This window comes from Pseudomonas mohnii (assembly GCF_900105115.1).
Classification (GTDB): Bacteria; Pseudomonadota; Gammaproteobacteria; order Pseudomonadales; family Pseudomonadaceae; genus Aquipseudomonas; species Aquipseudomonas mohnii.
In genome coordinates, this window is sequence record NZ_FNRV01000001.1 from 3,646,659 (window position 1) to 3,669,406 (window position 22,748).

Annotated in this window: 18 protein-coding genes and 1 pseudogene; 11 read left to right on the forward strand and 8 right to left on the reverse strand. The window is 61.5% G+C overall.

From position 1 onward, the window contains the following. Positions 1-36 precede the first annotated feature (36 nt). The gene (locus BLV61_RS16880) at positions 37-1,008 is read left to right on the forward strand and encodes a thymidylate synthase (protein WP_047534640.1); all 972 of its coding nucleotides are present in this window, start codon (positions 37-39) and stop codon (positions 1,006-1,008) included. A 130-nt stretch (positions 1,009-1,138) separates the two neighbouring features. Here the strand turns inward: BLV61_RS16880 and cadR are convergent, their stop codons facing one another. Next, complete coding sequence (gene cadR / locus BLV61_RS16885) at positions 1,139-1,588, reverse strand: Cd(II)/Pb(II)-responsive transcriptional regulator (RefSeq protein WP_090466519.1); 450 nt, start codon at positions 1,586-1,588, stop codon at positions 1,139-1,141. Positions 1,589-1,673: 85 nt separating this feature from the next. Here cadR and BLV61_RS16890 point away from each other — a divergent pair, with 85 nt between their 5' ends. From BLV61_RS16890 to BLV61_RS16920, 7 genes are all read left to right on the forward strand, one after another. Then, positions 1,674-3,959 carry a heavy metal translocating P-type ATPase gene (locus tag BLV61_RS16890; RefSeq protein WP_090466521.1) on the forward strand — a complete coding sequence of 762 codons (2,286 nt, stop codon included), beginning with the start codon at positions 1,674-1,676 and terminating at the stop codon, positions 3,957-3,959. A 16-nt stretch (positions 3,960-3,975) separates the two neighbouring features. Next, on the forward strand, positions 3,976-4,839 hold the full coding sequence (locus BLV61_RS16895; RefSeq protein WP_090466523.1) for a LysR family transcriptional regulator: 864 nt from the start codon (positions 3,976-3,978) through the stop codon (positions 4,837-4,839). 256 nt (positions 4,840-5,095) lie between these two features. Beyond that, positions 5,096-6,172 (forward strand): putative 2-aminoethylphosphonate ABC transporter ATP-binding protein, encoded by a 1,077-nt coding sequence (locus BLV61_RS16900; protein WP_090466526.1) that lies wholly within the window; start codon positions 5,096-5,098, stop codon positions 6,170-6,172. Next, positions 6,172-7,896, forward strand: coding sequence for a putative 2-aminoethylphosphonate ABC transporter permease subunit (locus BLV61_RS16905; protein ID WP_090466528.1), 1,725 nt, complete (start codon positions 6,172-6,174; stop codon positions 7,894-7,896). Before BLV61_RS16900 ends, BLV61_RS16905 begins: the two co-directional genes overlap by 1 nt. Before the next feature lie 39 nt (positions 7,897-7,935). After that, positions 7,936-8,961, forward strand: a complete 1,026-nt coding sequence (locus tag BLV61_RS16910) for a putative 2-aminoethylphosphonate ABC transporter substrate-binding protein (protein ID WP_090466531.1) — start codon at positions 7,936-7,938, stop codon at positions 8,959-8,961. Between the two features lie 145 nt (positions 8,962-9,106). After that, the gene (locus tag BLV61_RS16915; protein WP_090466532.1) at positions 9,107-10,240 is read left to right on the forward strand and encodes a TIGR03364 family FAD-dependent oxidoreductase; all 1,134 of its coding nucleotides are present in this window, start codon (positions 9,107-9,109) and stop codon (positions 10,238-10,240) included. Next, the gene (locus tag BLV61_RS16920) at positions 10,240-10,797 is read left to right on the forward strand and encodes a phosphonate degradation HD-domain oxygenase (RefSeq protein ID WP_090466534.1); all 558 of its coding nucleotides are present in this window, start codon (positions 10,240-10,242) and stop codon (positions 10,795-10,797) included. Before BLV61_RS16915 ends, BLV61_RS16920 begins: the two co-directional genes overlap by 1 nt. Before the next feature lie 114 nt (positions 10,798-10,911). Here the strand turns inward: BLV61_RS16920 and BLV61_RS16925 are convergent, their stop codons facing one another. Both BLV61_RS16925 and BLV61_RS16930 read right to left on the reverse strand, forming a co-directional pair. Further along, positions 10,912-12,276 (reverse strand): GTPase/DUF3482 domain-containing protein, encoded by a 1,365-nt coding sequence (locus BLV61_RS16925; protein ID WP_047534616.1) that lies wholly within the window; start codon positions 12,274-12,276, stop codon positions 10,912-10,914. Further along, positions 12,269-13,639, reverse strand: a complete 1,371-nt coding sequence (locus BLV61_RS16930) for a DUF2868 domain-containing protein (RefSeq protein WP_090466536.1) — start codon at positions 13,637-13,639, stop codon at positions 12,269-12,271. The genes BLV61_RS16925 and BLV61_RS16930 overlap by 8 nt, the downstream gene beginning before the upstream one ends. A 100-nt stretch (positions 13,640-13,739) precedes the next feature. Between BLV61_RS16930 and BLV61_RS16935 the strand changes: the two genes are divergently transcribed. After that, on the forward strand, positions 13,740-14,252 hold the full coding sequence (locus BLV61_RS16935; RefSeq protein ID WP_047534610.1) for a dihydrofolate reductase: 513 nt from the start codon (positions 13,740-13,742) through the stop codon (positions 14,250-14,252). Between the two features lie 122 nt (positions 14,253-14,374). Here the strand turns inward: BLV61_RS16935 and BLV61_RS16940 are convergent, their stop codons facing one another. After that, positions 14,375-15,766: an L-cystine transporter gene (locus tag BLV61_RS16940; RefSeq protein WP_090466538.1), complete on the reverse strand. Its 1,392-nt coding sequence runs from the start codon at positions 15,764-15,766 to the stop codon at positions 14,375-14,377. Between the two features lie 240 nt (positions 15,767-16,006). Between BLV61_RS16940 and BLV61_RS16945 the strand changes: the two genes are divergently transcribed. Both BLV61_RS16945 and BLV61_RS32145 read left to right on the forward strand, forming a co-directional pair. Continuing rightward, a complete protein-coding gene (locus tag BLV61_RS16945; protein WP_047534604.1) occupies positions 16,007-17,062 on the forward strand; it encodes an HAD family hydrolase in 1,056 nt (351 codons plus the stop codon). 35 nt (positions 17,063-17,097) lie between these two features. Then, positions 17,098-17,223, forward strand: a pseudogene (locus tag BLV61_RS32145) (outer membrane lipoprotein carrier protein LolA); the annotation flags it as partial. A 20-nt stretch (positions 17,224-17,243) separates the two neighbouring features. On the opposite strand, the gene ilvD reads toward BLV61_RS32145, so the two are convergent. From ilvD to BLV61_RS16975, 4 genes are all read right to left on the reverse strand, one after another. Next, positions 17,244-19,085 carry a dihydroxy-acid dehydratase gene (gene ilvD / locus BLV61_RS16955; RefSeq protein WP_047534601.1) on the reverse strand — a complete coding sequence of 614 codons (1,842 nt, stop codon included), beginning with the start codon at positions 19,083-19,085 and terminating at the stop codon, positions 17,244-17,246. Between the two features lie 259 nt (positions 19,086-19,344). Continuing rightward, positions 19,345-20,547, reverse strand: a complete 1,203-nt coding sequence (locus tag BLV61_RS16960; RefSeq protein ID WP_090466542.1) for an MFS transporter — start codon at positions 20,545-20,547, stop codon at positions 19,345-19,347. Positions 20,548-20,750: 203 nt separating this feature from the next. Further along, on the reverse strand, positions 20,751-21,209 hold the full coding sequence (locus BLV61_RS16970) for an REP-associated tyrosine transposase (protein WP_090466546.1): 459 nt from the start codon (positions 21,207-21,209) through the stop codon (positions 20,751-20,753). A 200-nt stretch (positions 21,210-21,409) separates the two neighbouring features. Further along, the gene (locus tag BLV61_RS16975) at positions 21,410-22,606 is read right to left on the reverse strand and encodes a class I SAM-dependent rRNA methyltransferase (protein ID WP_034147578.1); all 1,197 of its coding nucleotides are present in this window, start codon (positions 22,604-22,606) and stop codon (positions 21,410-21,412) included. Between the last annotated feature and the right edge of the window lie 142 nt (positions 22,607-22,748).

The window sequence follows — 22,748 nt, forward strand, 5'->3', positions numbered from 1 at the left end:
GAGCCACGGCTCCGGGTTCAAGGACACAGGTAACTCATGAAGCAATATCTCGAACTGGTCGCCCACGTCATCAAGAACGGCACCAAACAGGCCAACCGCACGGGCGTGAACACCATCAGCTTTCCTGGCGCGATGCTGCGCTATGACCTCAAGGAAGGCTTCCCGGCGATCACCACGCGCAAGATGGCCTTCAAATCCGCCATCGGCGAGATGTGTGGCTTCCTGCGTGGCGTGAACAACGCGGCAGAATTCCGCGCCCTGGGCTGCAAGGTCTGGGACCAGAACGCCAACGAAAACGCCCAGTGGCTGGCCAACCCGTTCCGTCAGGGCGAAGACGACCTCGGCGAGATCTATGGCGTGCAATGGCGCAAGTGGCCGGCGTACAAACAGATCCCGGTCAACAACCAGGCGGCCATCGAGCAGACCCTGAAACAAGGCTACCGCCAGATCGCCGAAGGCGAAGAGGACGGCCAGGCCTATGTGGTGCTGTACAAAGCCATCGACCAGGTTCGTCAATGCGTCGACACCATCATCAAGGACCCGGGCAGCCGCCGCATCCTGTTCCACGGCTGGAACGTCGCCCAGCTCGATGAAATGGCCCTGCCGCCGTGCCACCTGCTGTACCAGTTCCACCCGAATGTCGAGACCAAAGAGATTTCCTTGACCCTCTACATCCGCTCCAACGACCTGGGCCTGGGCACGCCGTTCAACCTCACCGAAGGCGCCGCGCTGCTGAGCCTGATCGGTCGCCTGACCGGCTACACGCCGCGTTGGTTCACCTATTTCATCGGTGACGCCCACGTCTACGAAAACCACCTGGACATGCTCAACGAGCAGCTCAAGCGCGAGCCGTTCCCGATGCCGAAACTGGTGATCAGTGATCGTGTGCCGGAGTTTGCCAAGACGGGTGTCTACCAGCCGGAATGGCTCGAATTGGTCGAGCCGAGCGATTTCTCGCTGGAAGGCTACGAGCACCATCCGCCGATGACGGCGCCGATGGCGGTCTGAAGCCGTACGCTGTACCCCTGTAGGAGCGAGCCTGCTCGCGATGGTGGTCAACGATAACGCGGGGAGCCTGATACCACGCGGCGTCCTTGAATCCATCGCGAGCAGGCTCGCTCCTACAAGGGGCATGTTTTCAGTGGCCGTGGCTACGGCCCACATGTGAATGCTCAACCTCCGTCGCCACCACCCCGCCACTCACTTCCAGCCGTTGCAAAATCCCGCATTGATCAATATCCGGCCCTTCGCCGCAGCGTTGGCGCAGGTCGAGCAGTTGTGCCTGTAGTGCGAGCAACCCATCGATCCGTGCCTTGACGTGATGGATGTGTTCGTCGATCAGCGCATTCACGCTTTCGCACTGATCCTGCGGGCTGTCGCGCAAAGCCAGCAGGCTACGGATTTCTTCGAGGGTCATGTCGAGGGTGCGGCAATTGCGGATGAAAGTCAGGCGCTCGGCGTGGGCCTGAGTGTAGACGCGGTAGTTGCCGTCGCTGCGGGCCGGCTCCGGCAGCAGGTTTTCGCGCTCGTAGTAGCGGATGGTCTCCACGGCGCAGTCGGTGAGTTTGGCCAGTTCTCCGATCTTCATGACGGCAATCTCCAAATGGGTGCTTGACCCTATAGTGGCTACAGGGTCTTTACTTGGCAACAGGCACCTTCATGGACGCGACCCAATGAGCGATTCCCTTCACACCCACAAACCCGAGACTGATCACGATCACGATCACGATCACGATCACGATCACAGCCACAAGCTGCAGCCTGTGCAGAAGCATGAGCATGGTGGTCACGGCGATTCCTGCTGTTCGGCCAAAGTGACGGCACCGTCGCTGGTCAAGTTGAGCGAAACGCCGACGGCTGGCGCGCGGCTGAGCAGTTTCCGCATTGAAGCGATGGACTGCCCGACCGAGCAAACACTGATCCAGAACAAACTCGGCAAGCTGGCGGGTGTGCAGCAGCTGGAATTCAACCTGATCAACCGGGTGTTGGGTGTGACCCACGACCTGCCGAACACCGCACCGATCATCGATGCCATCAAGTCCCTCGGCATGCAGGCCGAGCCGCTGGAGCAGGGCGTTGAAGCGCCAGCCCCGGCCGTCGAGAAAAAGCCCTGGTGGCCCTTGGCGCTGTCCGGCGTGGGCGCATTGCTGGCCGAAGTCATTCATTTCACCGGTGCCGCGCCGAACTGGGTGGTAGCGATCATTGCGCTGGTGTCGATCCTCAGCGGCGGGCTGGGTACTTATAAAAAGGGCTGGATCGCCCTGAAGAACCTCAACCTGAACATCAACGCATTGATGAGTATCGCGGTGACCGGCGCGATCCTCATCGGGCAGTGGCCGGAAGCGGCCATGGTGATGTTCCTGTTCACCGTGGCCGAGTTGATCGAAGCCAAATCCCTCGACCGCGCGCGCAACGCCATCGGCGGCTTGATGCAGATGACTCCCGAGCGGGCCACGGTGCAGCAGGCCGACGGCACCTGGGTCGAACAGGACGTCAAAACCATCGAGCTCGGTGCACGGGTGCGCGTACGCCCCGGTGAGCGCATCGGCCTGGACGGCGAGGTGCTGTCCGGCACGTCGACCATCGATCAGGCGCCGATCACCGGCGAAAGTCTGCCGGTGGAGAAAACCGTCGGCGATAAAGTGTTCGCTGGCACTATCAACCAGGCCGGCTCCCTGGAGTACGCCGTGACGGCCGCCGCCAACAATTCGACCCTGGCGCGGATCATCCACGCCGTCGAGCAGGCCCAGGGCGCGCGGGCGCCAACCCAACGATTCGTTGACCAGTTCTCGAAAATCTACACCCCGGCCGTGTTCATCCTGGCCCTGGCGGTAGCGGTCATCCCGCCGTTGTTCATGGGCGCGCTGTGGTTCGACTGGATCTACCGCGCATTGGTGTTGCTGGTGGTGGCCTGCCCGTGCGCCCTGGTGATCTCAACCCCGGTGACCATCGTCAGCGGCCTCGCGGCGGCGGCGCGCAAAGGCATTCTGGTGAAGGGTGGCGTTTATCTGGAGGGTGGTCACAAGCTCGATTACCTGGCCCTCGACAAGACCGGCACCATCACCCATGGCAAACCGGTACAGACCGATTACCTGTCACTCGATCCCGTTGCCGCAACGTTGGCCCCGGCCCTTGCGGCGGCGCTGGCCGGTCGCTCGGATCACCCGGTGTCTCTGGCCATCGCCAACGCGGCTGTGGATAAACAGCTCGCGCCGCTGACTGTGGATAACTTCGAGGCCCTGGCCGGTCGTGGGGTGCGCGGCGAGGTGGGGGGGCAGGTCTATCACTTGGGTAACCACCGCCTGGTGGAAGAGCTGAATCTCTGCTCGCCTGAACTGGAAGAGAAACTCTTCGCGCTGGAAAAACAGGGCAAATCCGTGGTGCTGTTACTCGACCAGTCCGGCCCGCTGGCGCTGTTCGCCGTGGCCGATACCGTCAAGGAATCGAGCCGCGAAGCGATCCAGCAACTGCATGAGCTGGGCATCAAAACCCTGATGCTCACGGGCGACAACGTGCACACCGCCCAGGCCATTGCGGCTCAAGTCGGTATCGACGAGGCCAAAGGCGACCTGTTGCCGACCGACAAACTGCAAGCCATCGAAGCGCTTTATGCACAGGGCCATCGCGTCGCAATGGTTGGCGACGGTATCAACGATGCGCCGGCACTGGCCAGGGCGGAAATCGGTTTCGCCATGGCCGCCGCGGGTACCGATACTGCCATCGAAACCGCTGATGTCGCCCTGATGGACGACGATCTGCGCAAAATCCCGGCGTTCATTCGCCTGTCACGGCAAACCTCGAGCATCCTCAAACAGAACATCGCGTTGGCATTGGTCATCAAAGCGGTCTTTCTTGGGGTAACCTTCGCCGGACTCGCGACCATGTGGATGGCGGTGTTCGCCGACATGGGCGTGAGCCTGTTGGTGGTGTTCAACGGTTTGCGCCTGTTGCGCAAGTAGAAGGAGAGGGACGGGTGTGCTGAGTGCCGAGCTGAAGGCTTTTTACATGGTGGCGCGCCTGGGCAGCATTACCCTGGCGGCAAAAAAGCTCGGCCTGAGCCAACCGACGGTGACGACGCAGATTCGCAACCTCGAGAGTCAGTACTCGGTAGAACTGTTCTACCGTGGCGGCCGCCGCCTCAGCGTCAGCGACGAGGGCGCGCGGCTGTTGCCGATGGTCAAGGCGCTGATGCAGCAGGAAGCCGACATCGAGTTTTTCCTGCGCAACAGCGGCCAGGTTCAAGGCACGCTGCGCATCGCGGCCACGGCGCCTTACTACATCCTCGATCTGGTGAAGACCTTTCGTGAGCGTTTGCCCCAGGTCGAAGTGTCGGTGGAAATCGGCAACTCGCAACAAGTGCTTGAAGCGCTCGAGGAGTATCGGGTCGATGTCGCGGCATCCTCGCAACTGCTGGAGGATGCGCGTCTGATTCGCCGGGTGCTTGGCAGCGATCCGCTGGTGCTGGCGGTGCATCGCAATCATCCGCTGGCGGTGCACGATCATGTGCCGCTCAGGGCACTGGCGGGGCATACCCTGCTGATGCGTGAGCCGGGCTCGACCACCCGTCGCCTGACCGAAGAGCTGTTGGCTGGTGCAGGCGTGTGTTTTGGGCCTTTGTTGGAGATTGGCAGTCGCGAGTCGATCCGTGAGGCGGTGCTGCGCAACATCGGCATCAGCATCATTGCCCGCCAGGAAGTCCCACATGATCCGCAATTGCGGGTGCTGACCATCGAGAACGCTCCGCAGATCCCCGAGTATTTGTACTGCCTCAAGGAGCGGAAAAACGCGCGGTTGCCGGCGGCATTTCTGGGGCTGGCGCAGGAAATGTCACCGGCCTGAGAGTTGTGTTGCCTGTGCTGGCCTCTTCGCTGGCAAGCCAGCTCCCACAGGTGTCGTTGGTGTTCATAAGATCTGTGTTCACTGGAGAACCCTGTGGGAGCGGGCTTGCCCGCGAAGGCGTCAGTCCAGACACCACCTGCCTTGAAGGCCCAACCCAAATCCCTGAATACCACTATCAGCCGTTTTGGCCTCACTGCCACATGACGGACGCATTACATCCCTAGGATGAGCTTCATCTGCTTGATGAGGCCTGTCCATGAACCACTCGATCGCAACTGCCCTGACCAACCCGGGCGCACCCATGAAAGTGCGTGGCGTCCAGAAACGCTTTGGTGCGTTCACTGCGCTGGATAACGTTTCCCTCGACGTGGCGGCCGGTGAGCTGGTGTGCCTGCTCGGCCCGTCGGGCTGTGGCAAAACCACCTTGCTGCGTTGCATCGCCGGTCTGGACAAGCAGGACGGCGGCGAGTTGTACCTGGGTGATCGCGACGTTTCCCATCTGGCGCCCCAGGCCCGTGACTACGGCATTCTGTTTCAGTCCTACGCGTTGTTTCCCAATCTGACGGTCGAAGCGAACATTGCCTACGGCCTCGCCGGCAGCGGTCGCGATGAAGTACGCCGCCGCGTCGGTCAGATGCTGGAACTGGTCGGCCTGAGCGGCAGTGAGAAAAAGTACCCCGGCCAGTTGTCCGGTGGTCAGCAGCAACGCGTTGCCCTGGCGCGCGCCCTGGCACCGGCACCTTCGCTGTTGCTGCTGGATGAGCCGATGTCGGCCCTCGACGCTCGAGTCCGCGAGCATCTGTGCACGGAGCTGCGCCAGCTGCAACGCAACCTCGGCATCACCACCCTGATGGTCACCCACAATCAGGACGAGGCCATGCTGATGGCCGACCGCATCGCGGTGATGAACAACGGCAAGGTCGAGCAATACGCCACCCCACAGGAAATCTACAACCGCCCGGCCACGCCATTCGTGGCGGAGTTCGTCGGCCAGGGTAACTGGCTGCCCTTCCATCGCAGCAGTGACAGTCACGCCCAGGTCGGCGGCATGAACATGCGCCTGGCCGACGGCAGCGCCAAAAGTGCCTCGGGCCGTTTGTTCTGTCGCCCTGAAGCGATCAACGTCAACCCGCCGGTGCACGAAGAAAACCTGTTCCCGGCCAAAGTTCGCGAAATCACCTTCCTCGGTAATCGCTGCCGCATGAGCTTTGAACTCGATCAGTTGCCGGGGCACGCGCTGCTGGCCGAACTGGCGCCGGAAGCCATGCCGCGTCTGGGCTCGCAACAGATCATGGTCGCCTTGCCGCCGCGCAGCCTGCAGGTGTTTGCCTGATGAGCGCAAACATCGCGCTGCCGCTACCGCACAAACAAGTGCGGCAGACTTCCCGTGCCGAGATCGGCGATCGGTTGTTCGTGGTCGGCGGCAAAGTCCTCTTGTTGGTGTTGCTGGGCGTCGCGGTGTTGATGCCGTTGCTGGCGATTTTCTGGCGTGGGTTCAGTGCTGAAGCCGGGCAGGGCGGTGGTTGGGTCGCTGCCAGGGAGTTGGTGACCAGCGACAATTTCCACTGGTTGTTGGGCAATAGCCTGAAAGTTTCCCTCAGCGTCGCGGCCATTGTCGTACCGCTGGCCTACCTGTTTGCCTACGCCCTGCAACGCACCTTGATCCCGGCCAAAGGCATCTGGCGTGGCATTTCCTTGCTGCCGTTGATGGCGCCGTCGATGCTGCCGGGGATCGCGTTGGTTTACCTGTTCGGTAACCAAGGCCTGTTGCGTGGTCTGCTCTCGGACAACATCTATGGTTTCTGGGGCATTGTGCTCGGTGAGGTCATCTACACCTTCCCCCACGCGCTGATGATTTTGCTGTCGGCCTTGTCCCTGGCAGATGCGCGGCTGTTCGATGCCGCTTCCAGCATGGGCGCGAGCCCGGCAAAAGCCTTTCGCAGCATCACATGGCCGGCGACGCGTCAGGCCGTGTTCGCCGCGTTCTGCCTGGTATTCACCCTGACCATCACCGACTTCGGCGTGCCCGTGGTGGTCGGTGGCGACTATCAAGTGCTGGCGCTGGAAGCCTACAAGGCCGTAGTCGGCCAGCAACAGTTTGGTCGCGGTGCGCTGATCGGCATGGTGTTGCTGCTGCCGGCGCTGTTCAGTTTCGGTGTCGATGCCTGGTTGCGCCGTCGTCATGGTGACGCCATGAGCGGGCGGGCCCAGGTGTTCAAACCGGCGCCATCGAAGCGGCGCGACGGTTGCTACCTGGCCATCGTCCTGCTGATCAGTGCCGCGCTGTTGCTGGTGTTCGGCATGGCGGTGTTCTCTTCGCTGGTGAAGTTCTGGCCATACAACCTGTCGCTGTCGCTCAATCATTACCAGTTCAACGAAACCGCCGGCGGTGGCTGGCTGGCCTATGGCAACAGCCTGAAGATGGCCCTGGGCACAGCGTTGATCGGCAGCCTGCTGATCTTCACCGGCGCGTATCTGATGGAAAAAACCAAGGGCCAGCGCGGCCTGAACCTGACCCTGCGCATGCTCAGTTTCGTGCCGATGGCGGTGCCGGGCCTGGTGCTGGGGTTGGGGTATGTCTTCTTCTTCAACCTCACCGGCAACCCGCTGCATGTGCTCTACGGAACCATGACGCTGCTGATCGTGTGCACCATTGCTCACTATTTGACCACCGCGCAAATGACCGCCACCACCGCGCTGCGCCAACTCGATGCCGAGTTCGAAGCCGCCGCGCTCTCGCTCAAGGCGCCGCTGTACCGGCACTACTTGCGCGTCACCGTGCCGATCTGCCTGCCGGCGCTGCTGGACATCGTGCGCTACCTGTTCGTCTCGGCCATGACCACCGTCTCGGCGGCGATCTTCCTCTACAGCCCCGACACCATCCTCGCGGCGGTGGCGGTGCTGAACATGGACGACGCGGGCAACGTTGGTGGCGCAGCGGCGATGTCGACCCTGATTCTGTTCACTTCGGCGGGCGTGTCCCTGCTGCTGGCCTGGGCTTCGCGCGGCTTGCTGCGCCGTTCCCAGGCCTGGCGGCAGACCGCGCCCGGTCACTGATTGCGTACAACCCCCTCAACTCAAAAACAGGAAAAGATCATGTTCAAGCCTATGGCCCTGGCCGCTGCTGTCCTCACCGCTTTCAGCCTGAACGCCTTCGCGGCGAAAACCGAGTTGACGGTGTACACCGCCCTCGAAGCCGAACAGTTGACCGCTTACAAGGCCGCTTTCGAAAAGGCCAACCCAGACGTCGAAATCAAGTGGGTGCGTGACTCCACCGGGATCATCACCGCCAAACTGCTCGCCGAGAAAGCCCGGCCACAGGCCGATGCCGTGTGGGGTCTGGCCGCTTCGAGCCTGGCAATCCTCGACCAGCAAGGCATGCTGCAAAGCTACGCGCCAAAGGACCTGGGCAAGATCGGCGGCAACTACCGCGACGCCGCCAACCCGCCAGCCTGGGTCGGCATGGACGTCTGGGCCGCGACCATTTGCTTCAACACCGTCGAAGCCGAGAAGCAGGGCCTGAGCAAGCCAGTGAGCTGGCAGGACCTGACCAAGCCTGAGTACAAAGGCAAGATCGTCATGCCGAACCCGGCGTCGTCCGGCACCGGTTTCCTCGACGTCAGCGCCTGGTTGCAAACCTTCGGCGAGAAGCAAGGCTGGGCCTACATGGACGGCCTGCACCAGAACATCGGCCAGTACGTTCACTCCGGCTCCAAGCCGTGCAAACTGGCGGCCGCCGGTGAATTCCCGATCGGTATTTCCTTCGAATACCCGGCCGTACAGCTCAAGCGCCAAGGCGCGCCGCTGGACATCATCCTGCCGAAAGAAGGCCTGGGCTGGGAAATTGAAGCCACCGTTGTGATCAAAGGCACGCCACACGAAGACGCGGCGAAGAAACTCGCGGACTTCTCGGCCAGCCCGGAGGCCATGGAACTCTACAAAGAGAACTTCGCCGTCCTCGCACAACCGGGCATCGCCAAGCCGCAGACCGAACTGCCGGCCGATTATGAGCAGCGCCTGATCAAGAACGACTTTGCCTGGGCCTCGAAAAACCGCGACGAGATCCTGACCGAATGGCGCAAGCGCTATGACGGCAAGTCAGAGAAAGTCGTGGCCAAGTAGTTCCTCATAGTCTGACAGGGCCTCATCGCTAGCAGGCTAGCTCCCACATTGGATCTTCAGTGGACACAAACTTTGTGAACACCCCCGATTTCCTGTGGGAGCTAGCCTGCTAGCGGTAGCGGTCTCCCATTCAGGGAAAATCTACATGACACAACACAACGACATGCTGATCGTCGGCGCTGGCATCCTGGGTTTGTCCCACGCCTATGCCGCCGCCAAACGCGGTCTCAAGGTCACCGTTTTTGAGCGCAGCGAAACGCCGGTCGGTGCTTCGGTGCGTAACTTCGGCCAGGCACTGGTCACCGGCCAACCGCCGGGTCCGATGCTGGAGCTAGCCCGCGCCAGTCGCGGCATCTGGGGCGACTGGGCGCAACTCGCCGGCCTGCAACTCAAGCGCAATGGCTCGTACCTGTTCGCCCGCACCGAGGCAGAAGAGCAATTGCTGGAAGCTTTCTGCGCCGGTCGCGCCGTGGAGCACGGTTATCACGTCGAACTGTTGCGCGGTGCCGCCCTGCGCGATTTGTATGGCGGTCAATTCAGTCATCATCGCGCCGCGTTGCACGGCATGGATGATCAACAGTTGTATTCCCGCGAAGCGATTCCGGCGCTGATCGATTTCCTGCGCCGCGACCTGGGCGTCGAGTTCCACTTCTCCACGCTGGTGTGTGATATCGAGCCGGGGCGCTTGTACAGCACCGCCGGCAGCTTCAGTGCCGAGCAGATCATTGTCTGTTCCGGCCACGATTATCAGACCTTGCTGGCCGAGCAGATCGCCGAACTCGATCCGCAAATCTGCCGCCTGCAAATGCTCCGCGCCCGACCGCAAATCAAGCTGAACCTGCAACACGCCTTGCTCACCGGTTTGAGTGGCGTGCATTACGGCGCCTTCTCCGACCTGCCGGAAGCCGCGGCGGTGCAGGCGGAGATCCTGCGGGACGCACCGCATCTGCACGAAAACGGCATTCACCTGCTGATCAGCCCGACGCCTTATGGCGAGCTGATCATCGGCGATTCCCATCATTACGGCCGCGATCCCTCGCCCTTCAATGCCGAACAGGTCGACGACTGGATGATCGGGCTGGCCGAACAGACGCTGGGCTGCAAGGTGCAAGTGGTTGAGCGCTGGCAGGGTGTCTATGGTTCACGGGGGCCGGGGCCGTTTTCGTTCCTGCGTCCGGCGCAAGGCTTGAGTGTGGCATTGATGCACACCGGCGTCGGCATGAGCGTCGGGCCCGCGATGGCCGAGCGCAACGTGGCCACTGTTCTTGGAGAAATCTGATGGCGCGTCATGAGCAAGTGATCGCTGAAGTGTTCGGGTTGTACGAGCGTTTTGGCGACAGCGATTACATCGGCGAGCCGGTGTCGCAGATCGAGCACATGTCCCAGGCTGCGCAGTGTGCGCTGGCCGAAGGCTTCGATGACGAAGTGGTGCTGGCGGCGTTCTTTCACGATATCGGGCATATCTGCACGAAAGGTGCGCAGAACATGGGCGGCTTCGGCGTGGTCAGCCATGAACGGTTGGGTGCCGATTACTTGCGCAGTGCTGGCTTCAGCGAGCGCGTGGCGCGCCTGGTGGAGTACCACGTTCAGGCCAAGCGTTATCTGACGCTCAAGGAGCCGGGGTACTACGAACGCTTGAGCGAAGCCAGCCGCCGGACGCTGGAGTATCAGGGCGGGGTGATGACCGAGGCGCAGGCCCAGGCGTTTGAACGGGATCCTTTGTGCGAAATCAGCCTGCGCATGCGGCACTGGGATGAACAGGCCAAAGAGAGGCATGTGCCGCTCATTGATCTGGCGGTATTGAAGGACAAGGCATCGCGGTTGTTGGCGGCGTAAACCGTTGGCACCGAGTCGCGGCCATCGCGAGCAGGCTCGCTCCCACATTGGATCTGTGACCGGCACCAATCCCCTGTGGGAGCGAGCCTGCTCGCGATGGCGTCAGACCAGACGCTATAAATCTTTTGCCAAGACTTCGATCTGCTCCTGCCGCTCCGCCTGATTCAACTTCCCATGGGGATTGAGCGACGACCACTGCGGATACGCCCGCGCCTTGTTCAAGGCTTCCGGCAGTTTGCCTTCGCGCCAGGTCTTGTCCTGGGGCGTGGCCACTTGAATGCTGTCCATCGCCGCGTGCCCTCGTGCGTCCAGCGCTTGCAGCAGCTGCCGTTGGCGTAGCGCCAATAACCGCAACACGCTGTCATCGACAGTCAGTTCGCGCTGGCCTTTGATCTTGCCCAGCAACCGGCTGCCATAACTGCGCGCGGTTTGCAGGGCGCCACCCGCGATGGCCCCGGCCAGTGCCGCTGCGCCAAGGGTCAGGCCGCCGACCAGCAAATCGACCCCGGCTCCGGCGGCCGCACCGGCGGCGATGCCACCACCGACCCGCACGCCCAGTTGCTTGAGGGTCTCGGGGTTGAACAGGTCATCGCCCCAGCGACCATCGAGCAGCGGCAGATCACTGGCCGCCGCATCCTGGGGGCGGAAAGCGTAGAGCTTGAGCAAGGCTTCGACGCAGCGCTGTTCCCGTTGACGCACGGCTTTGCGCAATTCGCCGATGGCTTGTTGTTCCTGTTCGGCGTCACTGGCCACGCTGCGTCGGCACGCAGCGCAGTCGATCAACAACTCGGCGATCAAGCGCACCGCACTCTGCTGGCGTGCCCGGCGTTGAGCCTGTTGATCGGCAATCAAGCGCTCCAGCTGAGGGCGGGCATGTTCGAGCAGTAGCGCGAGGCTTTCATAGAGTCGGCGTTCGCCATCCTCGGGCGGTGCGACGCTGTCGAAACGCACCAGCGCATGCAGGCCGAGGCGCGCCAGGGCTTCGCGCCAGGCCGGTTCGCGGTGGTTGGCGCTGCTGACAAAATTCAGCACCGGCAGCAGCGGTTTGCCACAACCGGCCAGCACTTCCAGTTCATCGCGGTACTTGGCCAGCACCGGCTCGCGGGCATCGATCACATAGAGGCCGGCGTCGCAGGCCAGCAATTGCCGCAGCACCTTGGCTTCCTGTTCGAAACGCTGTCGTGCTTCGCTGCCCTCGAGGAAGCGTGCCAGCCGGGCCGGGCCGTCGAGGCGTTCGCCGGGGCGCTCCAGGCGTTCGAGGTAATCGAGCAGGGCGATGGCGTCTTCCAGGCCGGGGGTGTCGTAGAGGTCGAGCAAGGGCTCGCCGTCGACCGACAAGCGCGCGCCTTCGACGTGTCGCGTGGTGCTGGGGCGATGGGACACTTCACCAAAGCCGACGTCACGGGTCAGGGTGCGCAGCAATGAGGTCTTGCCGACATTGGTGTGGCCGACGACGGCGAGCTTCAGCGGTTTAGTCATGACCCGTCTCCAGCCAATTGAGCGGTGCGCAATCGGCAAATGGCAGCTCCAACTGTTGCAACGCGACGTGCCAGTCGCCAAGGCGCTCGGCGTCCAGCGCCTCACCGGGCGGTGCTTGCAGCAACCAGATGCGGGTGGCGCTGGCGCTGCGGGCCAGTTCGGCGATCAGCGCAAGACTGCCGCGATCCGGCGAACGCCGTGGATCGCAAGCGATGGCCAGGCGCGCAGGCGGGAAGCGGCTGAGTTGTTCGAGGAGTTTGTGCCGCGATTCGCGACTGTCGAGGATGCCGGCATTACTCACATTCTTCGGCAGTGGCGGCGGCCACGGACGCTGGTCGTCCAGTTCGATGGCCACCAACAGCGCGCCATCGCTTTGCTGGTCGCTGACACCGCTTTCGACCCGATGAAGTTGCTCGGGCGCGGCATCGCTGATGCCCAGGCGTTCGCTGGTCGGCATCAAGCGTTCGCGCAATTGCGCATAGCCGGGCAGGTTCAAATCCAGGTGCAAGGACGCCTGGCCGGTTTTCCAGCGCCACAGACAAAACCCGGCGAGCAGCAGGCGCGGCACAACGCCGTAGACCAGCAGCACGCCCACCAGCCAGGCGGCCCAGGCCTGGCGGGCGCTTTCGATGTTCAATGCGGCATCGCCACTGGCGCGGATCATCTCCACGGTCGGCACGCTGAACCCGAGCAAGGACGGCAGCGCACCGAGCGCCTGGGTCACGCTGATGAAGGTATCGGCGCCGAGAATGGTGGTTTCCCAGACAAAGCCATAGCGCCGGGTCGCCAACAGCGTCAGCAGAATCACCAGCGCGCTGAGCATCGCCAGCAACCACAAGCTGTTGACCAGGACGCCGATGGCCCAGCGATTGAGTTTGTGTCGTTGCAACATCAGGATCAGGGCCGGGGCCAGTTGCGCGGCTTTGGCGTCGCGGGCGAGCTTTTCGCTGAGCCACAGCCACAAGCGCCCGAGGCTGGCGCCATGTTCGCCGGCAAACACCAGGCCCAACGCCCAGCTCAGCAGCAGGATCAGGTTCAATCCGAGCAAACTGCCCAAGGCCCAGAACACATTGACCGGCATCTGGCCGTCACCCAGGGCGGCAAACGCCAGACCGGCGCCACTGATCACGGACAGCACGGCCAATACCAGCAGCGCCAGCCGCGCACCTTGCAGCCAGTGTTTGAGCGCGTCGCTCAGGCCATCGCGCTCGGCCAGCCACAGGGCGCGGCGTTGAATGCGTGTCGGCAAGTCACCGCCGGCGCTGCGGGCGAGGCGATTGGCTTCCTGATCTTCCAGTGGGCCGGCGTGCGCTTCGCGCAGGCGGATGGTTTCTGTCAGCCAGAGGGTATTCAGTTCAGTCACGCGGCATCCCGTCGCTTAGATTGAGTCGTGAGCATAACCGCTGTGGCGCTCGTCGGGGGGCTGCGTTGCGAGAAGCTGAGCCTCTGGTATCCTCGCCGGCATGACTAAATCACTCCCCCTCAGCCTGATCGCAGCCCTCGGTGAAAACCGTGTGATCGGCGTCGATAACAGCATGCCCTGGCACTTGCCGGGGGACTTCAAATACTTCAAGGCCACCACCCTGGGCAAGCCGATCATCATGGGTCGCAAGACCTGGGATTCCCTCGGTCGTCCGCTGCCGGGCCGCTTGAACATCGTGGTCAGCCGTCAGGTCGATCTGGTGCTGGAAGGCGCGGAAGTCTATCCGTCGCTGGAGGCCGCTGTGGTTCGCGCCGAGGAATGGGCGAAGGCACAAGGCGTCGATGAGCTGATGCTGATTGGCGGCGCACAGTTGTATGCGCAAGGGCTGGCGCAGGCCGATCGCCTGTACCTGACGCGTGTGGCGTTGAGCCCGGAGGGAGACGCGTGGTTTCCGGAGTTTGATTTGGGCCAGTGGAAGCTGGTGTCCAATGTGCCGAACCCGGCCGAAGGCGACAAACCGGCGTACAGCTTCGAAGTCTGGGAAAAAGCCTAAAAGCATTGCCAGCAGGCTGGCTCCCACAGTGGGTTTGAGGTGAAACACAGAATGTGTGAACACCCAAAATCCCTGTGGGAGCCAGCCTGCTGGCAATGAGGCCAAATCAGACGCTAAAGAATTTAAGCGTGCGCCAACGCCGAATGCTCATCCGCATCCAGCAACGCTTTATCCGTCTGTTGCATCACCTGACTGGTAATCGCCCCGGCCGTGATCGAACCGCTCACGTTCAACGCCGTGCGCCCCATATCAATCAGCGGCTCGACCGAAATCAGCAACGCCACCAGTGACACCGGCAAACCCATTGCCGGCAACACGATCAGCGCGGCGAAGGTCGCGCCACCGCCCACCCCGGCCACCCCGGCCGAACTCAGCGTCACAATCGCCACCAGCGTCGCGATCCACAACGGGTCCAACGGGTTGATGCCCACGGTTGGCGCGACCATCACTGCCAACATCGCCGGGTACAGACCGGCACAGCCGTTCTGGCCAATGGTCGCACCGAACGAGGCGGCGAAACTGGCGACGGATTGTGGAATGCCCAGGCGGCTGGTCTGCGCTTCGATGCTCAGCGGGATCGTCGCCGCACTCGAGCGGCTGGTGAAAGCGAACGTCAGCACCGGCCAGATTTTGCGGAAAAAGCGCAGCGGATTGATCCCGGCCGCCGACACCAGCACGCCGTGGACCACAAACATCAGGCCCAGGCCAATGTAGGACACCACCACGAAACTGCCGAGCTTGATGATGTCCTGCAGGTTGGAGCCGGCGACCACTTTGGTCATCAGCGCCAACACGCCGTACGGGGTCAACTTCATGACCAGGCGTACCAGGCGCGTCACCCAGGCTTGCAGGGTGTCGATGGCATTGATCACTTTCTGACCTTTTTCCACGTCATCCTTCAGCAGTTGTAGCGCCGCGACACCCAGGAAGGCGGCAAAGATCACCACGCTGATAATCGACGTCGGCTTGGCCCGCGCCAGATCGGCGAACGGGTTTTGCGGGATGAACGACAGCAACAGCTGCGGCACATTCAGGTCGGCGACCTTGCCGGCGTAGTCGGTCTGGATGGTTTGCAGGCGGGCCAACTCCTGGGTGCCGGCGACCAGGCCTTCGGCGGTCAGGCCGAACAGGTTGGTCAGGCCAATGCCGATCAGCGCCGCGATGGCGGTGGTAAACAGCAGCGTGCCGATGGTCAGGACGCTGATTTTTCCCAGCGACGAAGCATTGTGCAGACGGGCCACGGCGCTGAGGATCGAGGCGAACACCAGTGGGATCACGATCATTTGCAGCAACTGCACATAGCCGTTGCCCACCAGATCGAACCAGCCGATCGAGGCTTTGAGCACCGGGTTACCGGCACCGTAGACCGTGTGCAGGGCCACGCCGAATGCCACGCCCAGCCCTAGTGCGAGCAGGACTTTTTTCGCCAGGCTCCAGTTGGAGCGGCGGGTTTGTGCCAGGCCCAGGAGCAGGGCGAGGAACACCAGCAGATTCAGAATCAGTGGCAGATTCATTGGAACTCCCATTAGACATGTGCCAACTGCCTTGCGGGGCAGCTGCGAACCGGCAAGCCTAACAGCTTGATATCTAATGAATTAATATCAAAAACATCTCGTAACTGTCGTTTTTGGAATAAGCGTGTGTCGCTCTCGGAGATGCAACTGGCGCGATAGGTACGTTGGCGGTCGCTGACAGACGAGGACTGTCACACTTATTTGTTAGCGTCGATGTCTTTCTATCAGGGAGAAATGCCGATGAAGTTCGCACCGAAATTTCTGGCAGCAGCACTTTGCCTGGGTCTCGCGGGCCAAGTGTTTGCAACGGATCTTAAACACTGGCCTGCCGATCAGGCCAAGGCACTGGACGCAATGATCGCGGCCAACGCCAACAAGGGTAACTACGCGGTGTTCGACATGGACAACACCAGTTACCGCTACGACCTCGAAGAGTCGTTGCTGCCGTTCATGGAAAACAAGGGCCTGATCACTCGCGAAACCCTTGATCCCTCCCTGAAACTGATGCCGTTCAAGGACACCGCCGACCACAAGGAAAGCCTGTTCAGCTACTACTATCGCCTCTGCGAAGTCGACGACATGGTTTGCTACCCATGGGTTGCCCAGGTGTTCTCGGGCTTCACGCTGCAAGAACTCAAGGGCTATGTCGACGAGATGATGGCCTCCGGCAAACCGGTGCCGACCACGTATTACGATGGCGACGTGGTCAAGAACCTCGACGTCAACCCGCCGAAAATCTTCACCGGCCAGAAAGAGCTCTACAACAAGTTGATGGAGAACGGCATCGAGGTCTACGTGATGACCGCCGCCTCCGAAGAACTGGTGCGCATGGTCGCGGCCGACCCGAAGTACGGCTACAACGTCAAACCGCAGAACGTGATCGGCGTGACCACGCTGCTCAAGGACCGCAAGACCGGCGAACTGACCACCGCGCGCAAGCAGATCACCGCTGGCAAGTATGACGAGAAAGCCAACCTCGGCCTCGAACTGACCCCGTACCTGTGGACACCTGCGACCTGGATGGCCGGCAAGCACGCGGCGATCCTGACCTACATCGACGAGTGGAAAAAACCGGTGCTGGTCGGCGGTGACACCCCGACAAGTGACGGCTACATGCTGTTCCACGGGGTCGACGTGGCCAAGGGCGGTATTCACTTGTGGGTCAACCGCAAGGATAAGTACATGACCCAGATCCAGGGCATGATGGCCAAAAACGCTGCGGCCCAGGCCAAGGAAGGGCTGGCGGTAACGGCGGACAAGAACTGGGTGATCGTCAAACCTGAGGAAATTCAGTAAGGATTTGCTTCACTGTAGGAGCGAGCCTGCTCGCGATGGTCGTCAACGATAACGCTGGAAGCCTGATACCCCGCGGTGCTCTCAGGTTTTTCGCGAGCAGGCTCGCTCCTAAGTTGACCGGATGTTGTCCAAAAAAATACCCCGCACTTGGCGGGGTATTTTTTTGTTCGACGGTTAAGCCTTACAGCCCGTCGAGCATTGCCTTGTTACGTACTGCGCCCTTGTCGGCACTGGTCGCCAGCAGGGCATAGGCCTTCAGGGCGGTGGTCACTTTACGTGGACGCACTTCCACCGGCTTCCAGCCTTTCTTGTCCTGCTCGACCCGGCGCGCGGCCAGTTCTTCGTCGCTGACCAACAGGTTGATCGAGCGGTTCGGAATGTCGATCAGCACTTTGTCGCCGTCCTGCACCAGGCCGATGGCGCCACCGGCAGCCGCTTCAGGCGAAGCGTGGCCGATGGACAGGCCCGAGGTGCCACCGGAGAAACGGCCGTCGGTGAGCAGGGCGCAGGCTTTGCCCAGGCCTTTGGATTTCAGGTAGGACGTCGGGTACAGCATTTCCTGCATGCCCGGGCCGCCTTTCGGGCCTTCGTAGCGAATGATGACGATGTCGCCTTCCTTCACTTCGTCGGCGAGGATGCCGCGTACGGCGCTGTCCTGGCTTTCGAAGATCTTCGCATTGCCTTCGAAGACGTGGATCGACTCGTCGACGCCCGCGGTTTTCACCACGCAGCCATCAAGCGCGATGTTGCCGTACAGCACGGCCAGGCCGCCCTCTTTCGAGTAGGCGTGCTCGACACTGCGGATGCAGCCGTTTTCACGGTCGTCGTCCAGGGTTTCCCAGCGGGTCGACTGGCTGAACGCGGTCTGGGTCGGGATGCCTGCCGGGCCGGCCTTGAAGAAGTGGTGCACGGCTTCGTCGGTGGTCTGGGTGATGTCCCACTTGGCGATGGCTTCTTCCATGCTGCGGCTGTGCACGGTCGGCAGGTCGGTGTGCAGCAGGCCGCCACGAGCCAGCGAGCCGAGGATGCTGAAGATCCCGCCGGCACGGTGCACGTCTTCCATGTGGTACTTCTGGATGTTCGGTGCGACCTTGCACAGTTGCGGCACGTGACGGGACAGACGGTCGATGTCGCGCAGGTCGAAATCGATCTCGGCTTCCTGGGCAGCGGCCAGCAAGTGCAGGATGGTGTTGGTGGAACCGCCCATGGCGATGTCCAGGGTCATGGCGTTTTCGAACGCCTTGAAGTTGGCGATGTTGCGCGGCAATACCGACTCGTCGTTCTCGCCGTAGTAACGCTTGCACAGCTCGACGATGGTGCGGCCGGCCTGCAGGAACAACTGTTCGCGGTCACTGTGGGTGGCCAGGGTCGAACCGTTGCCCGGCAGTGCCAGGCCCAGTGCTTCGACCAGGCAGTTCATCGAGTTGGCGGTGAACATGCCGGAGCACGAACCGCAGGTCGGGCAGGCGCTGCGCTCGTACTCGGCGACTTTCTCGTCAGAAGCGCTGGAGTCGGCGGCGATCACCATGGCGTCGACCAGGTCGAGGCCGTGGGAGGCGAGTTTGGTCTTGCCGGCTTCCATCGGGCCGCCGGAAACGAAGATCACCGGGATGTTCAGGCGCAGGGACGCCATCAGCATGCCAGGGGTGATCTTGTCGCAGTTGGAGATGCAGACAATCGCGTCGGCGCAGTGGGCGTTGACCATGTACTCGACGGAGTCGGCGATGATCTCGCGGCTCGGCAGCGAATACAGCATGCCGTCGTGGCCCATGGCGATACCGTCATCGACGGCGATGGTGTTGAATTCTTTCGCCACACCGCCAGCGCGTTCGATTTCGCGGGCGACCAGTTGGCCCAGGTCCTTGAGGTGCACGTGGCCCGGTACGAACTGGGTGAAGGAGTTGGCGATGGCGATGATCGGCTTTTTGAAGTCGTCATCTTTCATCCCTGTTGCGCGCCACAGTGCGCGGGCGCCGGCCATGTTGCGGCCGTGGGTGGATGTTTTCGAGCGATAATCAGGCATGAAGCACTCCGGGCGGCTAAATCAGGTATCAAAAGGGAAGTGAGCTTCTATTGACGTCTGGAACACTCAGAAATGGCCGTGTGTCCGGAAGTTGCCGAAAACTTTGCGGGATCGCCGCGCGCTTCAGCTTGAGCTCATAAACCCGCCGGGGGATGACTGGCGATGAATGTCGCGATTCTACACGGCTGGCGTCAGGAGGGAATGCCGGGAAGCGTCGATCCGGTATCGGTGGCGCGTACGGGATGACGACCGGCAGGTGTCATACACCGTCCAGCGCCCTTTGATTCTCGTGGTCGATCAACGCATTCAGACCCAGACCTGCAAGACTCAATGTCAGAAAACCAATGGCCAGTGTCGTGGTCAGGTCCCCGGACACGAGATTGATCACCACGCTGGTGACGCCGCCGCCCATGAAGATCAGCACGGCACCGACCGAAGTCGAGGTTCCGGCGTATTGCGGGTGGATACTCATCGCCTTGTTATTGACGACTGGCCTGGTGATGGTGGTCCCGATCGTGCAGATCAGCATGGATACCAGCACGGCAGCGGCAGACAGGCCGAAGTGGCGAATCAGCCACAGCATCAGCACACCCGAAACCGCGATCAGCCCCAAGCCAACAACGATCTGCGTATGCCCTCGCAGGCGTTCTTGCAAGGCGTTGGCGACTGCGCCGCCGCTCGCGTACGCAACGCCGTACAGCATTAGCGTCCAGGCGTATTCATAGGGTGAGAGGGCCAGGTGTTCCATGAAAATAATGGGTGACGTCACGATGAACGAAAAATGGCAGGCGAAGGCCAGGGCCGAAATCAGCCAGTAAGCCATGAAGCGTGCATTCGAACAGACATGCCAATAGGCACTGAAAAATCCCCCTCGCGATGCGGTGCGCATGGCTGAAGACTCCTTGAGCAGCCAGCAGGCGCTTGACCCGACTGAAACGGCCAGTGCGACAAATACATAAAAGCTGCCTTGCCAGCCAAGCTGCAATTGCAACCAGGTCCCCAGCAACGGCGAAATCGAAATGAATACGCCACTGGCGGTCACCATCCAGATCCTCAGTCGCTGCCTTTCCTGGCCTTCGAACAAATCCTGCACCAGCGCCTGTGACAGCGAGAAGGCCCCGCAGCCGATTGCCTGGACCACACGAAAACCCAGGAACCAACAGTATTCGCTGGAAACTGCGCATCCCACCGCACCAATGGCCGCGATGGCGATACCGCCCAACAACAGCTTCTTGCGGCCCCACATGTCGGACAGGGGACCAACCAGCATTACGGAGAACGCCAGACTGACGGCGAACAGGCTGACAGACAGGGCAGCTTCGGAAGGCGAAATCCGGAAGCAGGCCGACAGGTCTGGAAAGGAGGGGAGAACCACGTCTAACGGGAATACGCCCAGCAGGGTCATGCTCATCAGCAGCAGGACGATTAACGGCTTTTCGTTGGCGTCATTGGCGTGCGGCATACATCAACGCGCTCGTTCCGTGAGGGGTGAGCGAGAATTGATTTGATGAAGACGCAAGTCAATGCGACAGGGTGTGGGCCCTTTCTGAGTTTGTTGTAGGAGCGAGCCTGCTCGCGATGAACGTCAACGATAACGCGGTGTGTCTGGCTATCCGCGGTGTCTTTGCGTTTTTCGCGAGCAGGCTCGCTCCTACAGGGGGGGTATTAGAGCCAGATGGCGTCCCAGAGTGGATAGTTACCGACATGGTCGACTAGCCCTGCACGAAGCGGGTTGGCGATGATGTATCGAGCCATGGCTTTCAGATCTTCCTCTCGACGCAGGGCTCGGTCGAAGTAGCCCTTTTGCCATACAGGAGCATATAGATCTCGTTTCTGATTGATGAGGCGTGTGCAGCGAGATTTGGTGGCCTGCACCAGTTTCGGCAAGTCACCGTTGTGCAATTCAATCAACCAGTGGAAGTGATCAGGCATGACTACCCAGGCTATAGATGTGGCATGGCCGGCTTCCTGAGCCCTTCTGAACTCGTGCACCAACAATCGGCCCGTGCGCCAATCCTGGAAGAAAGGTTGTCGTTCATGGGTGACAGCGGTCAGGTGATAGAGGCGACCGGATTGCGAGTGTCGACCTGTGCGTAATCGATGGGCTTTTGGCGTGTTGGACATTCCGTTGTCCTCTTCAATGGTGGGAAGAGAAAACGGTAGGCGTGGGGCGGGTGGTTGTCGTATCGACAGTGGATCAGGATATGTCCTGCACCTGTAGGAGCGAGCCTGCTCGCGATGAACGTCAACGATAACGCGGTGTGTCTGGTTGTCCGCGGTGTCTTTGCGTTTTTCGCGAGCAGGCTCGCTCCTGCAGGGGGGTGTTAGCTGTTTGGCAGCAGGCGGCAGGTGATGCTCTTGATGTAACGGGTTTCGGCAATGGCCGGGTGTACCGGGTGATCCGGGCCCTGGCCGCCGCGCTCGAGCATCTGGATGTTGCGATCCAGGTGACGGGCGCTGGTCAGCAGGATGTTCTGCAGGTCATCTTCAGGCAAATGCATCGAGCACGAAGCGCTGACTAGGATGCCGTCCTTGCTGAGCAGGCGCATGGCTTGCTCGTTCAGGCGACGGTAGGCGCCTTCGCCGTTCTTCATGTCCTTCTTGCGTTTGATGAACGCCGGCGGGTCGGCCACGATCACGTCGAAACGTTCTTCGCTGGCTTTCAGCTCTTTCAGGGCTTCGAAGACGTCGCCTTCGATACAGGTCATTTTGTCGGCGAAACCGTTCAGCGCGGCGTTGCGCTCGACGCCGTCGAGGGCGAAGGCCGACGCATCGACGCAGAACACTTCACTGGCGCCGAAGGCAGCAGCCTGTACGCCCCAGCCGCCGATGTAGCTGTAGAGGTCCAGTACGCGCTTGCCCTTGGCGTACGGCGCCAGGCGTGCGCGGTTCATGCGGTGGTCGTAGAACCAGCCGGTTTTCTGGCCCTGGATGACGGGCGCTTCGAATTTCACGCCGTTCTCTTCCAGTGCAACCCACTCCGGCACCAGGCCGAAGACGGTTTCTACATAGCGATTGAGGCCTTCGGCATCACGGGCAGCGGAGTCGTTCTTGAACAGAATGCCGCTTGGCTTGAGCACTTGGGTCAGCGCTGCGATCACGTCATCTTTATGGGCTTCCATGGTCGCCGAGGCGATCTGCACGACCAGGATGTCGCCGAAACGATCGACCACCAGACCTGGCAGCAGGTCGGAGTCGCCGTAGACCAGGCGATAGAAAGGTTTGTCGAACAGGCGATCGCGCAGCGACAGGGCGACGTTCAGGCGATGCACCAGCAGCGACTTGTCCAGCGGCAGCTTGATGTCGCGCGACAGCAGGCGGGCGCAGATCAGGTTGTTCGGGCTCATGGCCACGATACCCAGGGGCTTGCCACCTGCGGCTTCGAGGATCGCCTGGTCGCCGGCCTTGAAACCGTGCAAAGGGGTCGCCGCTACATCGATTTCGTTGCTATAGACCCACAAATGACCGTTGCGCAGACGACGGTCGGCGTTGGCTTTGAGGCGCAGGCTAGGCAGGGACATGACGTCGCTCCAGAAAAAAGAGCGGGAGTATAGCGTGTTGAGACGTATGCAGGGTCAGCGGTAGACATGCGGTGAGGGGGCTGTCCGCTCGCGATAAAGCCCTGTCTCTCGATTTGTCATGTCGAATCCCGCTTTTAGACGC